The organism is Allomuricauda sp. R78024, assembly GCF_044596045.1.
In the GTDB taxonomy this organism is placed as follows: Bacteria; Bacteroidota; Bacteroidia; order Flavobacteriales; family Flavobacteriaceae; genus Flagellimonas.
In genome coordinates, this window is sequence record NZ_CP138995.1 from 3,023,492 (window position 1) to 3,044,743 (window position 21,252).

Sequence of the window (21,252 nt, forward strand, 5' to 3'; positions counted from 1 at the left end):
TTATGAATATTGGTTTAAAATATTCTCAAACAATTCTTGTTTTCCACTGATTTGTTTTGGTTCACCATTTTTACCTGCATACTCATACAAATCCGTTAGTGATAATTTTCCCTGAGCAAATTCTGAACCTTTTCCCTTTGTAAACGAGGAATATCTATTATCTAACAAAGACTGATAAGGTGAATTTTCCAATACGGCATTCGCAATTAAAAGTGCTCTTGCAAATGTATCTGCGCCGCCAATATGTGCATGAAAAATGTCTTCTAAATCTGTTGAATTTCGTCTTGTCTTAGCATCAAAATTTACACCACCTCCTTGCAGCCCTCCAGATTTCAGAAAAACAAGCATGGCTTCAGCAGTTTCCATAACATTATTCGGGAATTGATCCGTGTCCCAGCCATTTTGATAATCCCCTCTATTAGCATCAATACTTCCGAGCATACCTGCATTAGCTGCTACCTGAAGTTCATGCTGGAAAGTATGTTGTGCAAGGGTGGCATGATTTACCTCGATGTTTAGTTTGAAATCATTTTCGAGCCCATACGCTCTAAGCGAATTGATTGAAGTCGCAGCATCAAAATCATATTGATGTTTTGTAGGTTCCATAGGTTTTGGTTCCACAAAAAACACTCCCTTAAACCCTTGGCTTCTGGCATAATCTTTTGCCATGTTCAAGAAACGTCCGATATTGTCTTGCTCCAATTTCATGTCGGTGTTCAAGAGAGACATATAGCCTTCCCGCCCTCCCCAGAAAACATAATTTTCTCCTCCAAGGGCAATTGTGGCATCCAAGGCAATTTTAATTTGTGCACCTGCTCTTGCCACCACATCAAAATTTGGATTGGAAGCCGCGCCGTTCATATATCTAGGATTAGAAAAGCAATTAGCAGTTCCCCAGAGTAATTTAACTCCTGAGACTTCCTGTTTTTGTTTGAGGTATTCCACGGTTTTTTGAACCCTCTTTTCAGATTCTGCAAGTGTAGCTCCTTCATCTACGAGGTCATGATCATGGAAACAATAATAATCAAAACCCATTTTCGTAATAAACTCAAAAGCGGCATCAGCCTTATCTTCTGCAGCTTTTATAGGGTCAGAAGCTGTTGACCAAGGAAAAACCTTAGTTCCAGGACCAAAAGGATCTCCGCCAGTACCGCATAAGGTGTGCCAATACGCTACCGCAAATTTGAAATGCTCACGCATGGTTTTACCAGCTACAACTTGGTCTGGATTATAAAATTTAAATGCCATGGGGTTATCAGAGTTCTTGCCCTCATATTTTATTTCTCCTATCCCTTTGAAAAATTCCTTATCTCCTAAAAGTGCCATTCTAAATACTATTTGTTTATTATTAATCCGAGTTCTTTTTTCCAGTCATTATATGCCTTCTGGTATTGTTCTCTATCCTTAAAAGGCATATAGGTCATTACATGGTCGTTTTTCATTAAAGATGAAAAAGTATCATATCCATTTGATGCTATTGTACATGCTCTAGCCGCTCCAACCGCGCCAGTGGTATTATATATTTCAATTTCTTGTTGAATTAGGGTAGCAATGGTATTTGCAAATATTTCAGAACGGAACAGATTATCATTTCCAGCCCTGATTACTTTAGCTTCAATACCATCAGATTTCATAAGCTCAATACCATAGACAAATGAGAAGGCTATGCCCTCCAATGCCGCCCTACATATATGTGCTTTTGAATGTCTATTTAGATTAAGGTTGACGATTCTGGTTCCAATGTCTTGGTTTAAGAGCATTCGTTCGGCTCCGTTACCAAATGGAATAAGGCAAACACCATCAGATCCAATTTCAATTTCAGAAGCCAACATATTCATTTCTTCATAAGAAGTCACTGCCAAGTTATTTAATAACCATCTATACTGAATTCCTGCGCCGTTGATACAAAGTAGTTTACCAATATTCTTTGCAATGTTTTTTTGATAGTTGACATGCGCAAAGTTGTTCACGCGAGAACTCTCTTTGACTGAAAGGTTATTGGTTATGGCATATACTACTCCAGATGTGCCTCCTGTTGCTGCCACTTCACCTGGATGGAACACATTTAATGAAAGGGCATTGTTGGGTTGGTCTCCTGCTCTATACAAAATCGGGGTCCCTTCTAACAATCCGCTTTCTTCAGCACCTTTTGCCGAAACTCTTCCTTGATTGCCAAAAGTATCAACAACCTCTGGAACTAAACTCTGTGGTATTTGAAAGTGATTTAATATATCTTCTGAAATAGCATCCTTTTTAAAATCCCAAAAAATACCTTCTGATAATCCTGAGATAGTCGTGTTTATGGCATTAGAAAAGCGATAGGCAAGGTAATCGCCAGGTAACATGAATTTGGATACCTGTTTAAAAATTTCCAGTTCATGTTCTTTTACCCAACCCAATTTTGATGCAGTAAAATTGGATGGGGAATTCAACAAATGTTCATCACATGCAAGCTCTCCTATTTCTTGATAGGCCTTATTGCCAATTTCAACTGCCCGACTATCACACCAAATTATGGATTTACGCAAAGGCTCCCCGTTTTCATCAACAATAACCAAACCATGCATTTGATAAGCAATGCCTATTCCAACAATATCCTTTTTTGAAACATTATGCGTTTTTTTAATTTTTTTGATTCCCTTACAGACAAAGTCCCACCAATCTTCTGGTTTTTGTTCGGCCCATCCTTTTTGAAGAGCATACATGGACATTTCTTCTTCAGGCTCTTGAACAACTCCTATGTTCTTTCCGCTACTGCGTTCCACCAAAGCTACCTTAACTGATGAGCTGCCTAAATCTATTCCTAAATAATACATGGATTCCGAAATTATTGGACTTACTCAAATTTAAAGAATGCTTATTCTAAAAAGGGAATTGAGGTCGTAATTTAATCAGGAAGGAGGCTAAGCAGTAACTCGTTAAGTATATTCAAAATATCATAACTATTTTATAATCATACAGTTATAAACAATTTTAGAAAACGAAACCTTTTCGAAAAGGTTTTCGTGAATTACGCTAATTACAGACATGATATCACTACTTCATTGTTATCATATCTAGATTTCCGAAATCAATAGACCTTACTGCTCCTTTAAATCAAAATTGCGGTCATCAGTTAATCATCAATCTTAAACCTGAATTGTTTTGAAAAATGTATTTGTAATTCTATTCACATTAATTATCTGTCAACTAACTATTTCTCAAGAAGACATTCCCACGCGAGAAGGTTTTAAATATATAATTTCTAGCACTTCCCAATCCATTAAAATTGATGGTATTGAAAGTGAAGGAGAATGGGAATCCCACAACCTGATTGATCAATTGTACAATCACAACCCAAGTGATAAAGGATTCGCAAAAAATAAGACCGAAATAAAACTCACTCATAATGATCAGATGCTATTTATAAGTGCAAAGATGTATGATGAGGGAAAACGGATAATACAATCCCTGCAACGAGATTCTGATAATGCTCATTGGAACAGCGATTCATTTACAATCGTTATTGACCCCATAAATAGAAAGCAAAATGGTGTAATGTTCGGTGTAAATGCCGGAGGTGCTGAAATTGATGGAAACCTTAGTATTGAAGTTTCTCAAACTTTCTATTCTGAAACCTGGAATGAACGATGGTATTCTGCTGTTAAAGAATATGATGATTATTGGTACGCGGAATTTGCCATACCCTTTAGTAGTTTACGCTATAACAAGAACAATATGGAATGGGGAATCAATTTTATTAGGACCGATAAAATTGAGAATTTTTACTACACCTGGACACCTTTCCCAATAAACTTTAACGCCATTGATGTCAACTATATGGGTACTTTAGAGTGGACAGATATCCCAAACGTAAAAACCAATACCATGTTCATTAAACCCTACTCCACTACCTCATCGTTTAAAAACAGAATAGGTGATGATTTTACTACTGAAGAAAAAATTGATGTTGGTGTAGACATCAAGGTTCCGATTACAAAGTCTCTTTATGGTGATATCACTGTTAATCCAGATTTTTCCAATGCAGATGTGGATCAAGAAGTAGTGAACATTACTCGATTTGATATTTCACTGCCAGAGCGAAGAGACTTCTTTCTGGAGAACAATGACATCTTTACCAATTTTGGAAATGAAAACTTCAGACCTTTCTTTTCGCGTCGAATAGGTTTGGCCAATAGTATGAGCATTCCCATTCTTTTTGGCGCAAAAGTTACGGGTAACCTCGGCAACAATTTAAGAATTGGGGTCATGAATGTGCAAAGTAAACAAGCTAAAGAAAGACCAGCTGAAAACAATACCATTGCAGCCTTTAATTATAAAGTGTTGAAACGATCTCTCTTTAAAGGATTGTTTATAAACAGAAATACTACAGGAGATACCACAATAGATGATTATAGCCAGAATTTTGGCGGAGAGTTCTCCTATGTTTCAGAGAAAGGAAACTTCAACAATACGATAACCTACCATTCAAGTATTGCCAAAGATTTTTCCGATGGACACTTTTTTGGAACAGAAGGAAGCTATAACACTCGAAAATTTGGAACAGGATGGGTCTTCAACACCATCAATGACCATTATAGAGCAGATTTAGGGTTTGCTCCAAGAATCTTTAATTTCAATGCTGCTACGGGTGACTTGGTAAGACAGGGATACACCTTTGTTAACCCATGGGTCAAGTACACCTTTATTCCAGAAAAAGAGAATTCTGTAATTATCCGACACGGTGCTAGAACATGGCATTATCTATACTACTCTGATAAAAGCTTATTTGAAAGGCAAAACAATCTGGCCTATGACGTATTTTTTAGAAATACCAGTGCATTAACTTTTACTGGAAACAATAGGGAAATCGATCTCCAGTTCCCTACCAACTTTTTAGGCGATGAGTTTGATAACCTACCAGTTCAGAATTATAATTTTTGGAATGGTTCTTTAAGCTATAATTCAGATATAAGAAAACGATTGACGTATTCTATGGGCGGTACCATAGGTTCCTTTTATAACGGAAATATTGCAAGTCTGTATTCTTCAGCAAACTTTCGTTTTGGTTATTGGGGAAATTTCAGCCTATCCTATGATTACAATAATATAGATTTACCCAATAATTTTGGGGATTTAGAAATTCATCTGGTCAAATTTAATGGTTCCCTTAGTTTTACCAATAAACTTTTCCTTAGCAATACTGTCCAGTATAATTCACTGAGGGAGAACTTTAGTGTTTTTTCAAGATTGCAATGGAGGTATTCTCCTTTGTCTGACATATTCCTAATCTACAATCAAAACAATACTACAGAAGGGTTTGATCTTAACAACAGATCCATTATTTTGAAAGCTACTTATCGGCTAGGCGTATAAAGGATTCCTGTTTTAATCTATACCTTTCTCGTTTTCTATCATCTGATGTTGATATTCGGTAGGATTCATTCCTGTGACCTTTTTAAATGCTGCATAAAAAGTGGATGGAGTATTGAATCCGACAGCATAGGCCAAACCTTCAATTTTTTGGTATTCTTGACTGTTTTGGGACAGTTCCTGAATCGCTTCCTGAATTCTTAAATGATTGATCAACTCAGAGAACGACTTTTCAAATTCAGTCTTAATCGTCCTAGATACCAAATAAGATGGATGCCCCAACTCTTTGGCAAATTGATCTAATGTTAATGAGGGTTGTCTATATATTTTTTCTACATCGATAGCTCTTTGAACTTTCTTTATAACCTGGGGATCACTCTTCCTGTTTTTTTGTTTTTTGGGAAAAAGCACTGGTGTTTTTAGGGCGAAATATAACAGTATATAGAACGTAGCTGATGCAAATGCAGCTCCAATGGTATAATTGACAATATAATCGGTATGATATTGTGCTAGGAATATTCCACAAAAAACGGTTATTGAAGTTAATAACATTTGGTTCCAAGTTCTAAGATCCTTGTTGCTCTTCTTCTGGAATTGTAAAAACCTTCTCCAGGCCATTGCCACATAAAACAATAAAAGATATGTAGTATACAAATACAATTCAGCTGCAAACTCTCTTCCAAAAACAGTAATGGCAAAAAAACCAATAATGGTGACTATAAAATGAAAGTAATCTTTTGTTTTTATCCGGCTAACTCCAACGTTGTTTGCATAATTCACATAAATCCAAAGTAATGGCCCTATGCTAGCCAAACCCAAAAAACCCAAAGCCATGCCAAAATTGGGCATTCCTAGAGAAAAACATAAAAAGGATTTGGAGCAACGTAAAGATAATGCTACAAAAAGTGCAGAAAGAAGGTTGACTTTTAGGCGATGCTCCTTCCTGATATAGAAAAAATAGGCTGCTACCAAAAAACCGCCTGGAATTGATATTCCGGAGAAAAAAGACAACATGATCATTGTATTCATAATAAAAACATCTCTGGATTTTCGAAATCAACATAAAACAGAGTCCTGTCGAACCTATTTTTGGAAAGTTAGTTGATAATCAGCTATAGTAGTTATATAAATAAATGTTAAAAAGTAGTTAACCCTAATTGAAAACGATGACTAGACTTCCCATTATTATATGCCTTTTTATTTACAGTATTATTTTTTCACAGGAAAGCACAGATAAATACGAAGGAAAAACCGCTACAATAGACAGTACCATAAAAACCTTGTATAGTGTTATTTCAGGTGAAAAAGGTGAAGAGCGCGATTGGGATTTAATGCGATATATATATCACCCTAAAGCCAAATTGGTGGCAACGGGCAAAAATCCAAAAGGTATGGTTGGTGCCATTTTCGTGACACCTCAGGAGTATGTAGAAAATTCTGGAAAGTGGTTGATCGAAAATGGCTTTTTTGAGGAAGAAATCCATAGAGAGGTTCAAGTGTTCGGTAATATTGCTCAAGTATTCAGTACCTATCAGTGCTTTAAAACCAAAACAGACAGCGAACCCTTTATGAGAGGCATCAACAGTATTCAATTGCTCAATGATGGAAACAGATGGCGGGTCGTAAATATTTTTTGGGCACAAGAAAGCGATGAAAATCCAATTCCAGTGGAGTTTTTGCTCAAAAGCTGATTTTTCTCTAAATGCTTTTTAATTTATTCCGTAGCGGCCGATGCTAAAAAAAATACTATTTAATCAGCGGGGAGAACTTAGGGTACTAGCAAAGCTAGTATCCTTTGTTCTTCTTTTTCAGATTATAGGCTTTACGGCGCTCAAGATTGGTGTTCCATTTTTTAAGGATAGTGCTTTCCATCTGTCTTTTATGGTAAATGTTGTTTCGGCTTTTGCGGTTGTCTTGGCCTTGTACATCTACTCCAAATACTTAGATAAAAGTTCATTGGCTAAGTATGGATTACATCTTGGGCTCAAAATTTGGAAGAATTTCATCCTTGGCATTATCATAAGTTTTGGTATAATCATATTGGTCTTGATCATACAAGGAAGTAATATTGTACTCGATTTTTCTCCAGGTACTGCTTTCCCAACCCATAAGCCTTGGCTTGTGTTTCTAAGTCAATTTTTGCGCTATTTCACAGGAAGTTTGTTTGAAGAGCTTTTGGCAACCTCCTTTCTTTTTATTCTAACTTTTTACTCATTTAAACCCAGCAATCGATTATACCCATACAGATACTTTTTTTCCATATGTATTTCTGCTTTGCCATTTGGCTTAATCCATGGCGCAAACGAAAATGCAACTTTTTTGGGAGTCTTTAACCTAATCTTGTTTGGTGCCATTACCACCTCCAATTTTGCTTATACGAGAAATCTGGGCTACGCTATTGCTTTTCATTGCATGTGGAATTTTGGTCAAAATATAATATTCGGTTTGCCTAATAGTGGTAAAGAGTCTCAGGCATGGTTGATAAAAACAACTGTAAAATCCTCAGACTTGATTTCAGGAGGAATATTTGGACTTGAAGGTAGTATCATTACAACAGTATTCTTCCTTTTAGTATTAACAAGCAACATTCGTATCTTAAAAAAGAGACTTTCAAAAAAACATTCATGAAAAACCGAGGCTTTAATTTATTGTTCCTATTTACTATTACACTATTTCCAATCGCCGAGGTATATGGCCAAAATGATGATACTCCAAAAACTGCTCTAACAGATTTTAATGACATTCAACAGGAAGTGTTCAAGGTAGAAAAGGCATTTCAGCAAATGACTCAAGAAAAAGGAATTGCCACGGCTTTCAAATTTTTTGCCGCTGAGAATGCAGCATTAAATAGAAATGGTAGATTAATAGAAGGGCAGGAAGAAATCTATGATTTCTATAATACCCCCATGTATCAAAAAGCTGCCGTAGATTGGAATCCTGACAAAATAGAATTGTCCTCCAGCAATGATATGGCCTATACTTATGGCAAATACGTATGGAAAATCCCTAATACGGAAGGTGAGCTACAAGAATATAGGGGCATTTATTTAACCATTTGGAAAAAGCAAGCCGATAACACCTGGAAATACGTTTGGGATTAATATTAAAGAAAATTGATATGATGAAAAAAGCAATTACATATGGACTTATACTTAGCTTGGTTTGTATCCTTTACTTTACAATCTTTAATTTTTTTGGAATTTCGGGTGAAAATCTAGTAGGTTGGTTGAGTTACCTTCCCTACCCTATTATAATCTATTTGGGTCTGCATAACAATAAGTCGTCTATATCCACCTATAAAAACAAATTCTTGTTTGGGCTATTTGTAAGTATAATCGGTGCATTATTAGGCTCCCTTTTCATGTATTTTTATTTAATCCATATTGATGACCTAATGATTAGAACCGCTGTAGAGAATCAAATTAATAGTCTTGACCCAAGTGGTGTGGATTACTATGAAACCATTCAAAAAATAAGAAGCATGGTCACCCCGTCTTTTTATCTAAAGTTTGGGACGGTAAGCGGAATAATCATTGGTGCGGTTATTTCAGCAGTTGCACCACTTTTTGTAAACACAAAATCCTTATAAAACTGTTTCCAACAATATATTTTCACACATGAAAAAATTATTCTTTCTAACTATTCTATTTGTTTCAGTGCTTTGTTTTGGGCAAGAGCCCAAAAGGGCTTTAAAAATGGTCACTTTTTCCGGTTCTGGCTATGATTTGGGGCTACAGCACGGTAAACAATTAAAAGATGGCATTGCCGCTATTATCTCAAAATGGAAAACAAATACTACCCGGCAGCTTGGTAAAGAGGCAGATAGCATTTTAAAAGAATTCTTGGAATATGCCAATTTTACTGAAAGCATTAAAAAATGGACTCCTGATTTATATGAGGAAGTTAAAGGTATTGCCGAAGGGTCAGGCCAAAAATTCAACGATATTTTTGTACTCAACCTTCTTGACGAATTTTGGGTATACGTAAACAATGTACATAACCATCACTGCAGCGGAATTGGAGTCCCTGCAATGAATGGAAATCCAGGATATCTCTCGCAGAACATGGATCTTGAGAATTACACAGACGGTTTTCAGGTATTAATGCGTTTGGAGCGCACCATAGATAGGCCCGAACAATTAATTTTAACTCATCCTGGCTTAATTGCTTTAAACGGTTTAAATGAAGAAGGTATCGGCGTATGTGTAAATACCCTAATACCATTAAATGCCTCATCAAATGGTTTGCCTGTGGCTTTTATCATTCGGCGCATCATCAATTCAACAAACAAGAAAAAACTACTCGATTTTGTAAAAAATGTCAATCACGCTTCCGGTCAAAACTATATTATTGGTATTCAGGGAGAGGTTTATGATTTTGAGGCATCTGCAAACAAGGTAGTTCGGTTTAATCCAAAGAACACTAATGGAGCGGTTTACCATACCAATCATCCGATAGTTAATGATGATGTAAAACCATGGTTTGAAAAATACAATCCTAAAAGCACTGATGCCTACAAACTAAATACCGATAGCCACCAAAGGTTCTATAGTGTAAAAGAAAGAATTGCATCACAACAGAAGCTCACGGACCAAGTGCTCATGAACACGCTTAAATCTAAAGACAGCAAAGAAGGGTCTGTTTGCAAGGCCAACCAAAATGATGGAATGGGTTTTACATTTGCATCCGTTGTAATGACCATTTCCGAAAAACCTTATCTCCAGATTGTTGCCGGCCCTCCGGACGAAGATGAATTCATTAGGGTTGATTTTAGTCTTAAAAAATGACTTTTTTATGTTTAAAACACTATCCTATTTGTGTACAATGTACCGAAGTGATATTTCTTCATATTTAATCAGAAAATCTATTTGTGATTAGTAATTTATAACTATGCAGCATCAAAAAACAAAATTCCTCAATACGTTTTTCCTAATTCTTGTCTTGACAGTTGGTTGTTCTTTTGGACAACAAGCTACTGACAAGGATCCTCTTTCAAAATATGCTGGAGCCAAATCTCCAGTAAAGCTGTTTCCTGGTGAAATATCCACGAGCAGTTTGCAATGGAACAATGCTTTTGCCCAAAAAAATAACTTAATTTTCTATTGTAAACGGCTGCTTAATCGAGAACAATTGGTCTTTCAAAAATATGATGGAGAACACTTTTCAGAACCGGAACCTATCCCATTTGACTCCATTTATAATTATTCAGATCCCTATGTCAATCCTAAAGGTGACCATCTAATTTTTATGTCCAACCTACCTTATCAGGTTAACCAAGATAGTATCACCACAAACTTTCAACTGTGGCAATCCCACAAACATAATAATGATTGGAGCAAACCGAAAATTGTGTTTCCAAATCCTGGCGGGGTAGGCTATCCTTGGCGCACCAAGGATGGAACACTATTCTTTTCCATGCTGCCCCAGGACGGTAGTAGAAGTTCCAACATTTATTTTGCATCCTATAACAATGGGAAATACGCTAAACCTATTGCCCTTCCTGACAACATAAACTCCAAGAACAGATTTGAAGGAGATGCTTTTGCTTCTCCCAATAAAGAGTTTTTAATTTTTGCAGCCTTTGATCGTGAAGGAAACATGGGCTTTTCTGATTTGTATATTACCTTCCATAAAGGTGATAACGTCTGGAGCGATCCAAAATCATTGGGGTCAAAAATAAATTCAAACGGATATGACGGAAGCCCTTATGTGACCAAAGATGAAAAATATTTAATCTTTACCAGTAGCAGGAATAGTCCGGGAGCCAATAGTTTCTTTAACCACTATATTGTAAAATTCAACAAAGAGGACTATAGAGATTAGTAAAGTCTCCTCTTAAAGCTGAAGGATTTTACACATTTACTCAACGAAAAGATTAATCAACATTGGAGTGCAAATTGACACCCCAATGCTGAAAAAACCACTTCCTAAGGGCAAGAGGCCCCAGGGTCCTTAATTAAAATAAGACTGGCATCGTCTAAATCACAAATTTCTTGTGGAATAACCGTTATTTGGTTTTCTTCTATATTTAATTCAACTAAACCGCTGAGCATACCCAATTCAGAGGGTAGTTCGGTAAGTAAGTTTTTTTGAAGTTTTAATGATAAAAGACTACTAAGGTTACCTATTTCTTTTGGGATAGCTGTCAATTGATTTTCATCTATGCGCAAATCAACCAGCTTGGTTAAATTCCCAATCTCATCTGGAATACTGGAAAGGTTGCAATATCCCAAGCTTAGATTTAAAAGTTCCGTAAGATTACCTATTTCAATTGGAATAGATGCCAAATTACGGCTACCATAAACAGAAAGACTTTTAAGCTTGGTAAGTGTGCCAATTTCCTCTGGTATTGCATTCAGGTCGTTGAATGTTAAATCTAATTCTATTAATTCAGTAAGATTCCCAATTGTAGGTGGAATTTGAGTCAAATCGTTATTGTGGAATACCAAATACTCCATGGCGGATAGATTGCCTATTCCCACTGGCAATGCAGTAAGTTCGTTATCTATCATTCGTAGTGCCCTCAATTTATTCAAATTTCCTATTTCCTCAGGAATTGACTGTATACCATTACTATACAATTGCAGGGTAGTCATTTCTGTAAGATGTTGAATCAGGGGTGTGATTATTGCCATTTTTTCACCTCCTAAAGCTATAGCCGTTACCCTTCCATTTTCTACCGTAACACCTTCCCAAGTTTCTATACTTTCTGAAAAATCCCAACTTAAGGTGTTATCAGGATTTGCATTGTACCAAGCAATAAGAACATCCCTATCCGTAATTGCTGCATTTGTAACAGAAATTGTATACTCTTCTGTAGTTCCATCTACAGCAGTTACTGTATAGACTTTATCATTTGTGAAATCAACAACAACCTTATCTTTTGGATTTACCTCAGCACCAGATGATATGGTAAGTGTAGGTGCCAATGCGGTCAAAGCTGTATTGTAAGGAAGCTCAGTTATAATGGTCTTATTGGTTTCATCAATTGTACCTGTTACATCTGCTGATAGCACACCATTTTCTTCTGCTAAAAAAACAAAGGATGTAATTTCCTTTTCATCCGAATTTGGAACTGTTACCGTAACCGTATAATTGGAAGTGGATTCATCCTCGGCAGTTACCGTGTAAATAACAGGGTTTGAAAAATCTTTTTCAACTTGACTATTAGGGCTTACTGTTGCCTTTTCAGAGATTTCAATAGTCGATTTTAGGCTAGTAACATCTATTACTTCTGAGAAAGCCAGAGTAATGGTCTTTTTTTCTTTATCTATGGTACCTTTAATATCTTCAGATAAGGCAGCATTATCTTCCACTAAAAAAGAGAATGCTATAATTTCTTTTTCATCACTTACAGTTGCATCATCATCATTGGTGCAAGAGATTAAGGTCAGAAATAAGGTGACTGTGAAAATTATTTTATTTTTCATGATTTGGGGTTTTAAACGTTCACTTCAAACTAAACTAACATCAAAAATAATTAGTTCTTACCCAAAAGCATTTGTCAAAAAATCAATTTTTTTAGTATTAAAGTTTGTTGGAAACAACGGAGAAAACCATGCTTTGTAAGCCCCAAAAATTGAGTCACCTGATAAGTACTCGTAGACCAATTAAAGACTTGCACTACTACTTTTGCTAAATACGAAAATACGAGGGGGGATGCCCATATGCTTTTTTAAAGACTTTACTAAAAACACTTTGGTCGCCAAAACCAAACAAATCTGATACTTCACTTACCGAAAAATCACCATTCTCAACATATTCCTTCGCTTTGGACAGTTTTAGTCTATTGATGTATTGATGGGGCGTTTTTCCAAAAGCCTTTTTGAAAGAATCGTACAAATGAAATTTGGATAAAGAGGAAACATGGGATAATTGGTCCATAGATATTTGATTCTGAACATTGTCATGAATAAATTCATAAGCAATAAGTAACCTTTTTAGTGTCTCTTCTTTTGTGGAGAGCTTCTTTGCATCAATCTTATTGGTAATCTTGTTTCCCAATAACTGTTCTTTACATATGGATTGTAGTACTTCTATAGTAAGTTCTTCAGGGCATAAAAATTCATACCTGTATGTATTACTTTGATCATAAATATTTTTAAGTAGTTTCCCTGATGAATAGTAATCCGAGTTTAAAGGTTTTTCTAAAAAAGAAAATGACTCCTGACCAAAATGTGAAGGGTCATCCAATAATTGCTGATTATGATCCTTCAAAAAATGAATACACTGACTGCTTAGACTGTTTGGTATTCCAAAACTCAAAACATCTATATAGTCATTGTTTTCATTTAAATATTCCCAACCTTCGTTCGGGTTCAATACAAGAAAGGAATTGTCCTTTGCCTTAAGCCTTGTATTTTTATGCTGAAACTCTCCATTGCCTTCCTTAAAAAAAATGACCGTCAAACAGTTTTCCAAAAACTCGTAGTGTTCAAAACGAGCTTTGTATCTCATTAAAAAACTTTCTTGTTGTGAATAATGAGGGGGCAACTCAAATTCTTTCTTTTCAAAGTGGTTGTAATATTTATCTTTAAACTTATTCTTCATTATCAATGTACATCTCTCCTTTATGAAGGCTTAAACATTAAAGCAGTATTTATCAAATTGGATATAAAAGATTCAAATGGTAGAAATAGTTGCGCGAAAAATATTTTATTGCCTTTCAATATTAAAAACTTCAAGTAAACTTCATATCTAACAAAATCATAAAATAAACTTTGCTTCCTTGATAGATTTTATTTTCTACTTTTAGGGTCTGTATATTAATTTTTACATATCAATTTTGTCTTTTCAGAAGACATTCTCCTAGTTAGAATGAACATGTTATTGGGTTTTCCTAAATCTTGTGCAATAGGATAGCTATGTCCACTCTTTTGTAAATCACATCATTTTTAAAAACACCAAAAGCGGTCGACAATTTAAATCGACCCTCTTTCGCATTAGCCATTACTGGCTTTATGATGTGAGAGGTAATTACTTCAATAGAATGCAAAAAAAACAATTGATAAGTAGGGATATAGAAATCTTTTACAATAAGGCTTCAGAAGAAACCAGACTGGACAAAGGAATGGGAATATTCGAGTTCGAAAGGATTAAAATGCTAATTGATAAATATTTACCATTTCAATCGGCTAAAATAATAGATGTGGGTGGTGGTACTGGTAAATATGCCGAGTGGCTCTCCCAAAAAGGTCATTCGGTTTTTCTGGTGGATCCTGTTCCTAAACATATTGACCAAGCCATGGCAAGAGCCAATAAATTGAAAAACAAGTTTAGTGCTCATCTAGGAGAAGCGAGAGCGCTAAGTTTTCCTAATAATTTTGCCGATGTTGTGATTTTACACGGCCCTCTTTACCATTTACAAAGCAAACGTGATAGAGAAAAAGCCATCAAAGAAGCCAAAAGAGTTACGAAATCGAGAGGTGTTATTTTAGGGTTTTCAATTAATTATACAGCATCAACCCTAGTTGGTCTGTTGCAGGGGTTAATTCACAAAAAAACGTTTTTTGAAATGTGCAAAGAAGAGCTTACGACCGGGGTACATAATCCTCCAAATGATTTTCCATGGCTTCTTGCCGAAGCCTATTACCATAAACCTGAAGAACTAAAAGAAGAATTTCAAGGACAGGATTTGATTTATTTAAACACCTATGCCATTGAAGGTATTGCTTGGTTAGATAAGAATTATTTCATAAGTATATCGAATGAAAGGACTAAAAAAACACTAATGGATTTGATAGACATTACTGAGAATGACACTAATCTCCTAGCCTTTAGCCCGCATATGATGATAGCCTCAAAAAAGCAGTAAGTAGTATATCTATAAAAGCAATAGTGGTCCAAAATTAATCTTGGCCATTATTGCTTTTTTCTAATTTATACTAGATTAAGATGGACTTAAGTTGAAATTGATTTTTATCATTTTCTAAACAAAAGTGAGAGTATATTTTAGCTGTCTACTTCCTCAAATTTAAAAATCGTGGATTGGTCGAAATCAAAAATAAGAACGACGGTTTTAGCATATATCTACTTGCTGGCCGTAACAATTCAAAGCTGTACTATGGTAAACGTATCTGTTAGCAACAAAAGAAATCCTGCTCTCCAAACTTTGGAATTTGGTAAAAACCTGAAGGTTACCACTTGGGGAGCCATAAAGGTGAACAAAGCCGACTTTTTTCCTTCTAGTTTTCAAATCCTATCTAAAGGAATTGTACTATATATAGATCCTGTAGAAACGGACATTTCGGAAAAGGCCGATTATATATTCATTACTCATGGGCATCCCGATCATTTTTCTATAAAAACGATTGAGAAAATCGTTAAACCAGAAACTATTATCATATGCCCTAAAAGTGTTTCAAAAAAACTATTAAAAAAAGATTACAACATAAAGGAGGTGGGGCCAGGACAACTTGTTGACTTGGCTGGCATCCAATGTAAATCAGTGCATGCGTATAATACCAAAAACGTTTTTCTATGGATAAAAGCGCACCCCAAATCAAAAAAAAATGTAGGTTACGTCTTAACACTTACGGATAATACCAGAATTTACCATACAGGAGATACAGACTATATTCCTGAAATGGAAAATATCAATGATATTGATATTGTTATGGTACCAATTGGAGGAGACAACTTGACCATGAACATTGATGAGGCAGCAAAAATGGTGAACAGAATAAGACCACAAATTGCTATACCCATGCATTATGAGCTTAAAAACAAAGCAATTTTATCGCAATTCCGCAACTTGGTAAATGAAGAGGTAAAAGTAAAATCCTTGGAATAGATTTAGTTTAATCCACCTAAACTAGCTATTTAACAGGCAGTAATATGAAATATTCTTTAGAATTATTCAGCCTGTTAACTTTTCATAGGGTTCTCATTTGCAACTTTGATTGCTTGATATCCTACCGTTGCCAAGGCAACCAACATTGTTCCCATACCGCTCATTACAAAAACAGACCAAGAAATATTAATACGGTACGCATATTATCATAAACTTTCCAAGGTTTGATGAAAAGCGAACTTTAAAAACATTATGTGGTCGTTTCCTTTTTTCTCATAATGTTATATTTTTATTATTAATCAATAGTAATACTATTATTATTCAATAGTTTAACTATTAATTATGAATAGTAATAGTATTAATCTAAACTATGTGATCTAATTTCGCCATGTATAATTTAAATATCATGGTTATGAAAACAATTTTGAGTGCCACAAGTATTTTTTTAGCATTGACAACATTGGGTTTTTCGCAAACAAACTATAGTTTAGAAACTTCCAGTGAAACAATAGAAATTGATAGAAGCCGTATTCTAGTGGAAAGTGTATTGACCAAGGAAGAACAAGCAGCACTTACACCTGATGATGTCTACAATAGTTTAGCTGCCGGTAATGAAAGATTTGTTCGAAGTGACTTAACAGCAAGGGACCATTCCATACAGATACGGGAAAGTTCCGATGCCCAATACCCCAAAGCCATTGTACTTTCGTGTGTTGATAGTAGAATTCCGGTAGAAGACGTATTTGATAAGGGAATAGGCGATATTTTCGTTGCACGGGTTGCAGGTAATTTTATCAATGACGATATTCTTGGAAGCATGGAATTTGCCACCAAGGTAGCGGGAGCAAAACTTATTCTAGTAATGGGACATGAGAATTGCGGGGCCATTCATTCGGCCATTGATGGTGCCAAATTAGGGCACGTCACCAAAATGCTCAAAAATATCCAGCCAGCAATTGAACGATCCACTAAGTCCGAAGGGCCAAAATCATCCAAAAACAGATTGTTCGTTCACGAGGTGAGTGAGAACAATGTTCGACATGCCATGGAAATGATAGTCGAGGAGAGTGATCTGTTAAGAACAATGCTGGAAAAAGGAGAGATTGGTATTAAAGGAGCTGTTTATGATATGGATACCGGAGTGGTGAATTTTATCAAATAGTCTTTTAACTTAATCTAAAACATGGTCTAGGATAGTATCCTAGACCATGTTTTTTTAAATGATGCGTTTATATCACTAAAACAATTTAAAGAAGTAAATTCAAACAACCATTCAGCGAGATTTAGTTTCATAAAACGAACATTTTTAATACTCCATAGATTTTCTAAACTGGATTCGTTAAACGGCCTTTATTAGGGTACTACTCCGTCCGTAAACTTTTCACAGGGTCAGAAATGGCGGCTCGAATCACTTGGAAACTTACGGTCAGTACGGTTATAATGAAAGCGGACATTCCGGCAATAGCAAAAATCCACCAACTTATTTTTATTCGATACGCATAACTTTCTAACCATTGGCTCATAAAGTACCAAGCGATTGGAGTAGCTACAAAAACCGATATTAGGACTAAACCAATAAAGTCTTTGGAAAGCATGGCCCATAAATTCATAACCGATGCGCCTAACACTTTACGTATTCCGATTTCTTTTGTGCGTTGTTCTGCCATAAAAGATGCAAGACCGATGAGACCCAAACAGCTAATAAAAATCGCTAGTAAAGAAAAAATCCCCGAGAGTTTTCCGATGCGTTCCATTTCGACAAATTTCTTGGCATAGTTTTGATTTACAAATTGATACTCAAAAGGGACTTCTGGCACATATTTCGTAAATACATCTTTAACAATTGCCAACGCTTCGGATGCGCTCTTGTCCGTATTCAACTTTAATTCAATGTAATTTGCATTGTAAATGTAGTCTATCATATAGATGGCATGTTTGACCGATTCGTAAGGCGACTCCGATAGCATATTCCTCACGACACCAATTATCTTATGTTCGCTATTGCCCCACTTCATTATTTTGCCAACAGGGTTCTCAAGACCCATATATTTTACGGCGGCCTCATTGATAATGTAGGCTGTAGAATCAGTTGAAAATTCTCTTGAAAAGTCTCGTCCTTCAACAATTTCCCAATCTACTGTCTTCCCATAGTCATGTGTGATGTAAAAATTAGCAAATTCATCATTGAAGCCTGGGTCTTTTCCCTCCCATGAAAATCCATCATTGCTGTTGAATGCAGCCGTAAGTGGACTTGATGATTCCGACATTTCCACGATTGCATTCCGGTTCTTTAATTCGTTTCGTAGCAAATTGTACTTACCCTCATAGTCAGAAGTCGAGATTTCCATTATAATCAGCCCTTCTTTATCGTAACCCAGCGGTCGTTCTTTTGAATGTTCAATCTGTTCCCTGACGACTATGGTGCCAACAATAAGAATCACGGAAACCGTAAATTGCCATACTACAAGAACTTTTCTAAAAGCCGATGCGGAACGACCAGCCTTAAAACTTCCCTTCAATACTTTAACAGGTTTGAAAGAAGATAAATAAAGAGCTGGATAGCTTCCGGCCAAAAGCCCAACCAACAGTATGCTTGATAGACATATTAGCCAAAACACAAAACTATTGTAGGGGAATACTATCTGTTTACCGGCCAATTCATTAAAAAAGGGAAGAACAATCAAAACCATTAAAAGAGCCACACAGAATGATATGAAAACGACAACAATGGACTCGCTCAAAAACTGATTGACTAATTGCCCTTTGTTTGAACCCAAAGACTTTCGTACACCTATTTCTATATTCCTTTTCACGGAATTCGCGGTACTCAGGTTCATAAAATTTACACATGCCAATAAAAGGATAAAAAAGCCGATGATACCGAACAACCAGACGTAACGTATGAAACCACCTGTTTGAACACCGTTTTTCCAAGAGGATTTCAAATGCCAGTCGGCCATAGGATGAAGAAAGATTTCAGTCTTTAGAGCTTTTTGAGATGCGTCTAGTTTATCATATTTGATATTCTTGATTTTTCTGTTAATCGTTTCGAAGTTCGTATTGGCGGCAACTTGAGCATACAGTTGATAGGAATTGTCGTCCCATCGTGGATTTTCGATTGCGGATTTGACCCAATCAACAGATGATGTATAAAGCTTCCAAGGTGCAATGAACATAATTTCTGAAAACTCCGAACTAATGGGCAAATCCTCATACACTCCGGTTACCACAACATTAAGTTCATTATCTAATTCTACTACTTTTCCAATCGGATCTTGATTTCCAAAAAAAGAGTTTGCGAGCGATTCTGAAAGAAGAATAGAATTAAGTTCTTTCAAACCATCGCGGCTACCTTTCAACATTTTTAAGGAAAGTATTTCTGGAGCGCCCACATCCATATAGTTTCCTTTTTCCGTAAGCTTTTTGTCATCTTTTGAAAGGATATGCTCCCAAGTGAAAGAGGACATGACTACATGCTCAAAACTACCTCCAAAGCTATTCTCCAATTCTGGCCCCATAGGGGCAGGAATTGAATTTTGAGTTACTCTTTTACCACTGTTTGTTTGGTGCTGCCATACTTGAGCTATGCGTTCATAATTATCGTGATATGTATTAAATGAGAGCTCAGCGGTAATCCAAAGCCCGATAAGCATTACCACCATCATTCCGACCGCCAAACCACCAATATTGATAATGGAGTAACCTTTGTTGCGTTTCAGATTTCGCCAAGCGATTTTCAGATTGTTCTTGAACATGATTCTCGTTTTTAAATTGATGGCTTAGCAAACTTGCCCAATGATGGAAAACAAGTACTTACTTGGCACCTAAAGTGTTGTGGATTTTTTACAACTATATTTATGCCAAAAATTTAAATGATTGAATATCAATTATCTAAATTAAAAAATCAATAATTTCTTAGCCACCACTGTAAAATAACTATACATACATTGTACAAATAGTTTACATCATACAGAGAAGTTTTATAGAAAGTATAATTTCAACATTCAATAGTACATTAGAGTATTTTAAAATAAACAGTTTTTAGGATTATTTGATCTTAGCTTCAAAATACATCTCCTGCTTAAAAACAAGTTATTTTCTAATTCCGTTAAGATTTAATTACATGTTCTTTAAGAAAGAACGAAGAATGAAAGTATAGCTTTACGCAGTTACATCAATCGCGTATGAAAATAAAACTACGATTCTTAACTCTCATTTTAGTACTACTCTTTTCCTTTTCGTATTCTGGGTTTGGTCAAGAAACGATTGTGACCGTAAATGGAAAAGTTAAGAGTTTGAGCAATGACGTCTCAGATGTATTGGTGGTTAACCTAAGCTCACAAAAATCCACAATTACCAATAATGAGGGAGCTTTTTTTATTGAAGCCAAATTAAACGACTCCATACAATTTACCGCTGTTCAATACTTGACCAAAAAAATTATGGTTACAAATACCATTTTAAACACCTCTTTGATGCTCATTCATTTAGTGGATAATATCGTTAAATTGGATGAGGTAACTGTTATGCCCTATAGTTTATCAGGAAACATTGACCTTGATATTAAAAGAATCGGTAACGGCCCCGTTGCTACTGCATCATCCTTAAAACTGCCTAATTCAAATGTTCAAGTTATCACACATAATGAAAGACTGCTATTAGAGGCAGATAGAGGAAAATTTATCAAAGGGGGCATTCAATTGGATACTCTTTTCTTTTTCCCCATTGTTGGTCTTTACATGGACCTAAATGTGCACAAAACGCTCAACTACATTTCTGGAAGGACAAAGAAACTGAAAGAAATTGTATCTGTAGATGAGGGCATTAAAATGGAAAAAAAAATCATCAATATGTTCTCAAAAAAAACCATATCGGAAGAATCTGGAATTCCTCTTGAAAATATTGATGGCTTTCTTACTTTTTGTATCTCACAGGAAGACTTTTCTAACTTATCCAGTGCGGGGAATTCCTTTGAAGTTTGGAAATACCTTATGGCCAAAAGTGAAGAGTTCAAAAGAAGCCGGTAGTTTTAGAAAAACTGCTTTTTACTTAGTTTTTTTATCCTCCCTTTTTCAAACTGATTTAAATCAAAAGCTCAACAATCAACA

At 35.7% G+C, this 21,252-nt stretch carries 17 protein-coding genes; 11 read left to right on the forward strand and 6 right to left on the reverse strand.

The window, feature by feature from the left end; translation table 11 throughout:
• Complete coding sequence (gene xylA / locus SJY44_RS13595) at positions 1-1,326, reverse strand: xylose isomerase (protein ID WP_298927348.1); 1,326 nt, start codon at positions 1,324-1,326, stop codon at positions 1-3.
• Positions 1,327-1,334: 8 nt separating this feature from the next.
• The gene (locus SJY44_RS13600; RefSeq protein WP_396590146.1) at positions 1,335-2,816 is read right to left on the reverse strand and encodes a xylulokinase; all 1,482 of its coding nucleotides are present in this window, start codon (positions 2,814-2,816) and stop codon (positions 1,335-1,337) included.
• A gap of 328 nt (positions 2,817-3,144) precedes the next feature.
• Here SJY44_RS13600 and SJY44_RS13605 point away from each other — a divergent pair, with 328 nt between their 5' ends.
• Positions 3,145-5,355 carry a DUF5916 domain-containing protein gene (locus SJY44_RS13605; protein WP_396590147.1) on the forward strand — a complete coding sequence of 737 codons (2,211 nt, stop codon included), beginning with the start codon at positions 3,145-3,147 and terminating at the stop codon, positions 5,353-5,355.
• Between the two features lie 12 nt (positions 5,356-5,367).
• Here the strand turns inward: SJY44_RS13605 and SJY44_RS13610 are convergent, their stop codons facing one another.
• Complete coding sequence (locus tag SJY44_RS13610; RefSeq protein WP_396590148.1) at positions 5,368-6,381, reverse strand: helix-turn-helix domain-containing protein; 1,014 nt, start codon at positions 6,379-6,381, stop codon at positions 5,368-5,370.
• Between the two features lie 137 nt (positions 6,382-6,518).
• On the opposite strand from SJY44_RS13610, the gene SJY44_RS13615 reads away from it, so the two are divergent.
• From SJY44_RS13615 to SJY44_RS13640, 6 genes are all read left to right on the forward strand, one after another.
• Positions 6,519-7,043: a hypothetical protein gene (locus tag SJY44_RS13615; protein WP_396590149.1), complete on the forward strand. Its 525-nt coding sequence runs from the start codon at positions 6,519-6,521 to the stop codon at positions 7,041-7,043.
• Between the two features lie 40 nt (positions 7,044-7,083).
• Positions 7,084-7,980: a CPBP family intramembrane glutamic endopeptidase gene (locus SJY44_RS13620; RefSeq protein ID WP_396590150.1), complete on the forward strand. Its 897-nt coding sequence runs from the start codon at positions 7,084-7,086 to the stop codon at positions 7,978-7,980.
• The gene (locus SJY44_RS13625; protein WP_396590151.1) at positions 7,977-8,453 is read left to right on the forward strand and encodes a YybH family protein; all 477 of its coding nucleotides are present in this window, start codon (positions 7,977-7,979) and stop codon (positions 8,451-8,453) included. The genes SJY44_RS13620 and SJY44_RS13625 overlap by 4 nt, the downstream gene beginning before the upstream one ends.
• 17 nt (positions 8,454-8,470) lie before the next feature.
• The gene (locus tag SJY44_RS13630) at positions 8,471-8,941 is read left to right on the forward strand and encodes a DUF4199 domain-containing protein (protein WP_396590152.1); all 471 of its coding nucleotides are present in this window, start codon (positions 8,471-8,473) and stop codon (positions 8,939-8,941) included.
• A 28-nt stretch (positions 8,942-8,969) separates the two neighbouring features.
• Positions 8,970-10,139: a C45 family autoproteolytic acyltransferase/hydolase gene (locus SJY44_RS13635; protein WP_396590153.1), complete on the forward strand. Its 1,170-nt coding sequence runs from the start codon at positions 8,970-8,972 to the stop codon at positions 10,137-10,139.
• Between the two features lie 103 nt (positions 10,140-10,242).
• A complete protein-coding gene (locus SJY44_RS13640) occupies positions 10,243-11,175 on the forward strand; it encodes a hypothetical protein (RefSeq protein ID WP_396590154.1) in 933 nt (310 codons plus the stop codon).
• A 104-nt stretch (positions 11,176-11,279) separates the two neighbouring features.
• On the opposite strand, the gene SJY44_RS13645 is transcribed toward SJY44_RS13640, so the two are convergent.
• Complete coding sequence (locus tag SJY44_RS13645) at positions 11,280-12,782, reverse strand: DUF5018 domain-containing protein (RefSeq protein WP_396590155.1); 1,503 nt, start codon at positions 12,780-12,782, stop codon at positions 11,280-11,282.
• A gap of 205 nt (positions 12,783-12,987) precedes the next feature.
• Entirely contained in the window at positions 12,988-13,809 is an 822-nt protein-coding gene (locus SJY44_RS13650) for a helix-turn-helix domain-containing protein (RefSeq protein ID WP_396590156.1), read from the reverse strand.
• A gap of 532 nt (positions 13,810-14,341) precedes the next feature.
• On the opposite strand from SJY44_RS13650, the gene SJY44_RS13655 reads away from it, so the two are divergent.
• The 3 genes from SJY44_RS13655 (at position 14,342) to SJY44_RS13665 (ending at position 17,306) form a co-directional block, all read left to right on the forward strand.
• The gene (locus tag SJY44_RS13655; RefSeq protein ID WP_396590157.1) at positions 14,342-15,166 is read left to right on the forward strand and encodes a class I SAM-dependent methyltransferase; all 825 of its coding nucleotides are present in this window, start codon (positions 14,342-14,344) and stop codon (positions 15,164-15,166) included.
• 249 nt (positions 15,167-15,415) lie between these two features.
• Positions 15,416-16,144, forward strand: coding sequence for an MBL fold metallo-hydrolase (locus SJY44_RS13660; protein WP_396590158.1), 729 nt, complete (start codon positions 15,416-15,418; stop codon positions 16,142-16,144).
• A 412-nt stretch (positions 16,145-16,556) separates the two neighbouring features.
• On the forward strand, positions 16,557-17,306 hold the full coding sequence (locus SJY44_RS13665; RefSeq protein ID WP_396590159.1) for a carbonic anhydrase family protein: 750 nt from the start codon (positions 16,557-16,559) through the stop codon (positions 17,304-17,306).
• Between the two features lie 199 nt (positions 17,307-17,505).
• Here SJY44_RS13665 and SJY44_RS13670 read toward each other — a convergent pair whose 3' ends face one another.
• Positions 17,506-19,899 carry an ABC transporter permease gene (locus SJY44_RS13670; RefSeq protein WP_396590160.1) on the reverse strand — a complete coding sequence of 798 codons (2,394 nt, stop codon included), beginning with the start codon at positions 19,897-19,899 and terminating at the stop codon, positions 17,506-17,508.
• Between the two features lie 429 nt (positions 19,900-20,328).
• On the opposite strand from SJY44_RS13670, the gene SJY44_RS13675 reads away from it, so the two are divergent.
• The gene (locus SJY44_RS13675; protein WP_396590161.1) at positions 20,329-21,171 is read left to right on the forward strand and encodes a hypothetical protein; all 843 of its coding nucleotides are present in this window, start codon (positions 20,329-20,331) and stop codon (positions 21,169-21,171) included.
• Positions 21,172-21,252: the final 81 nt, after the last annotated feature.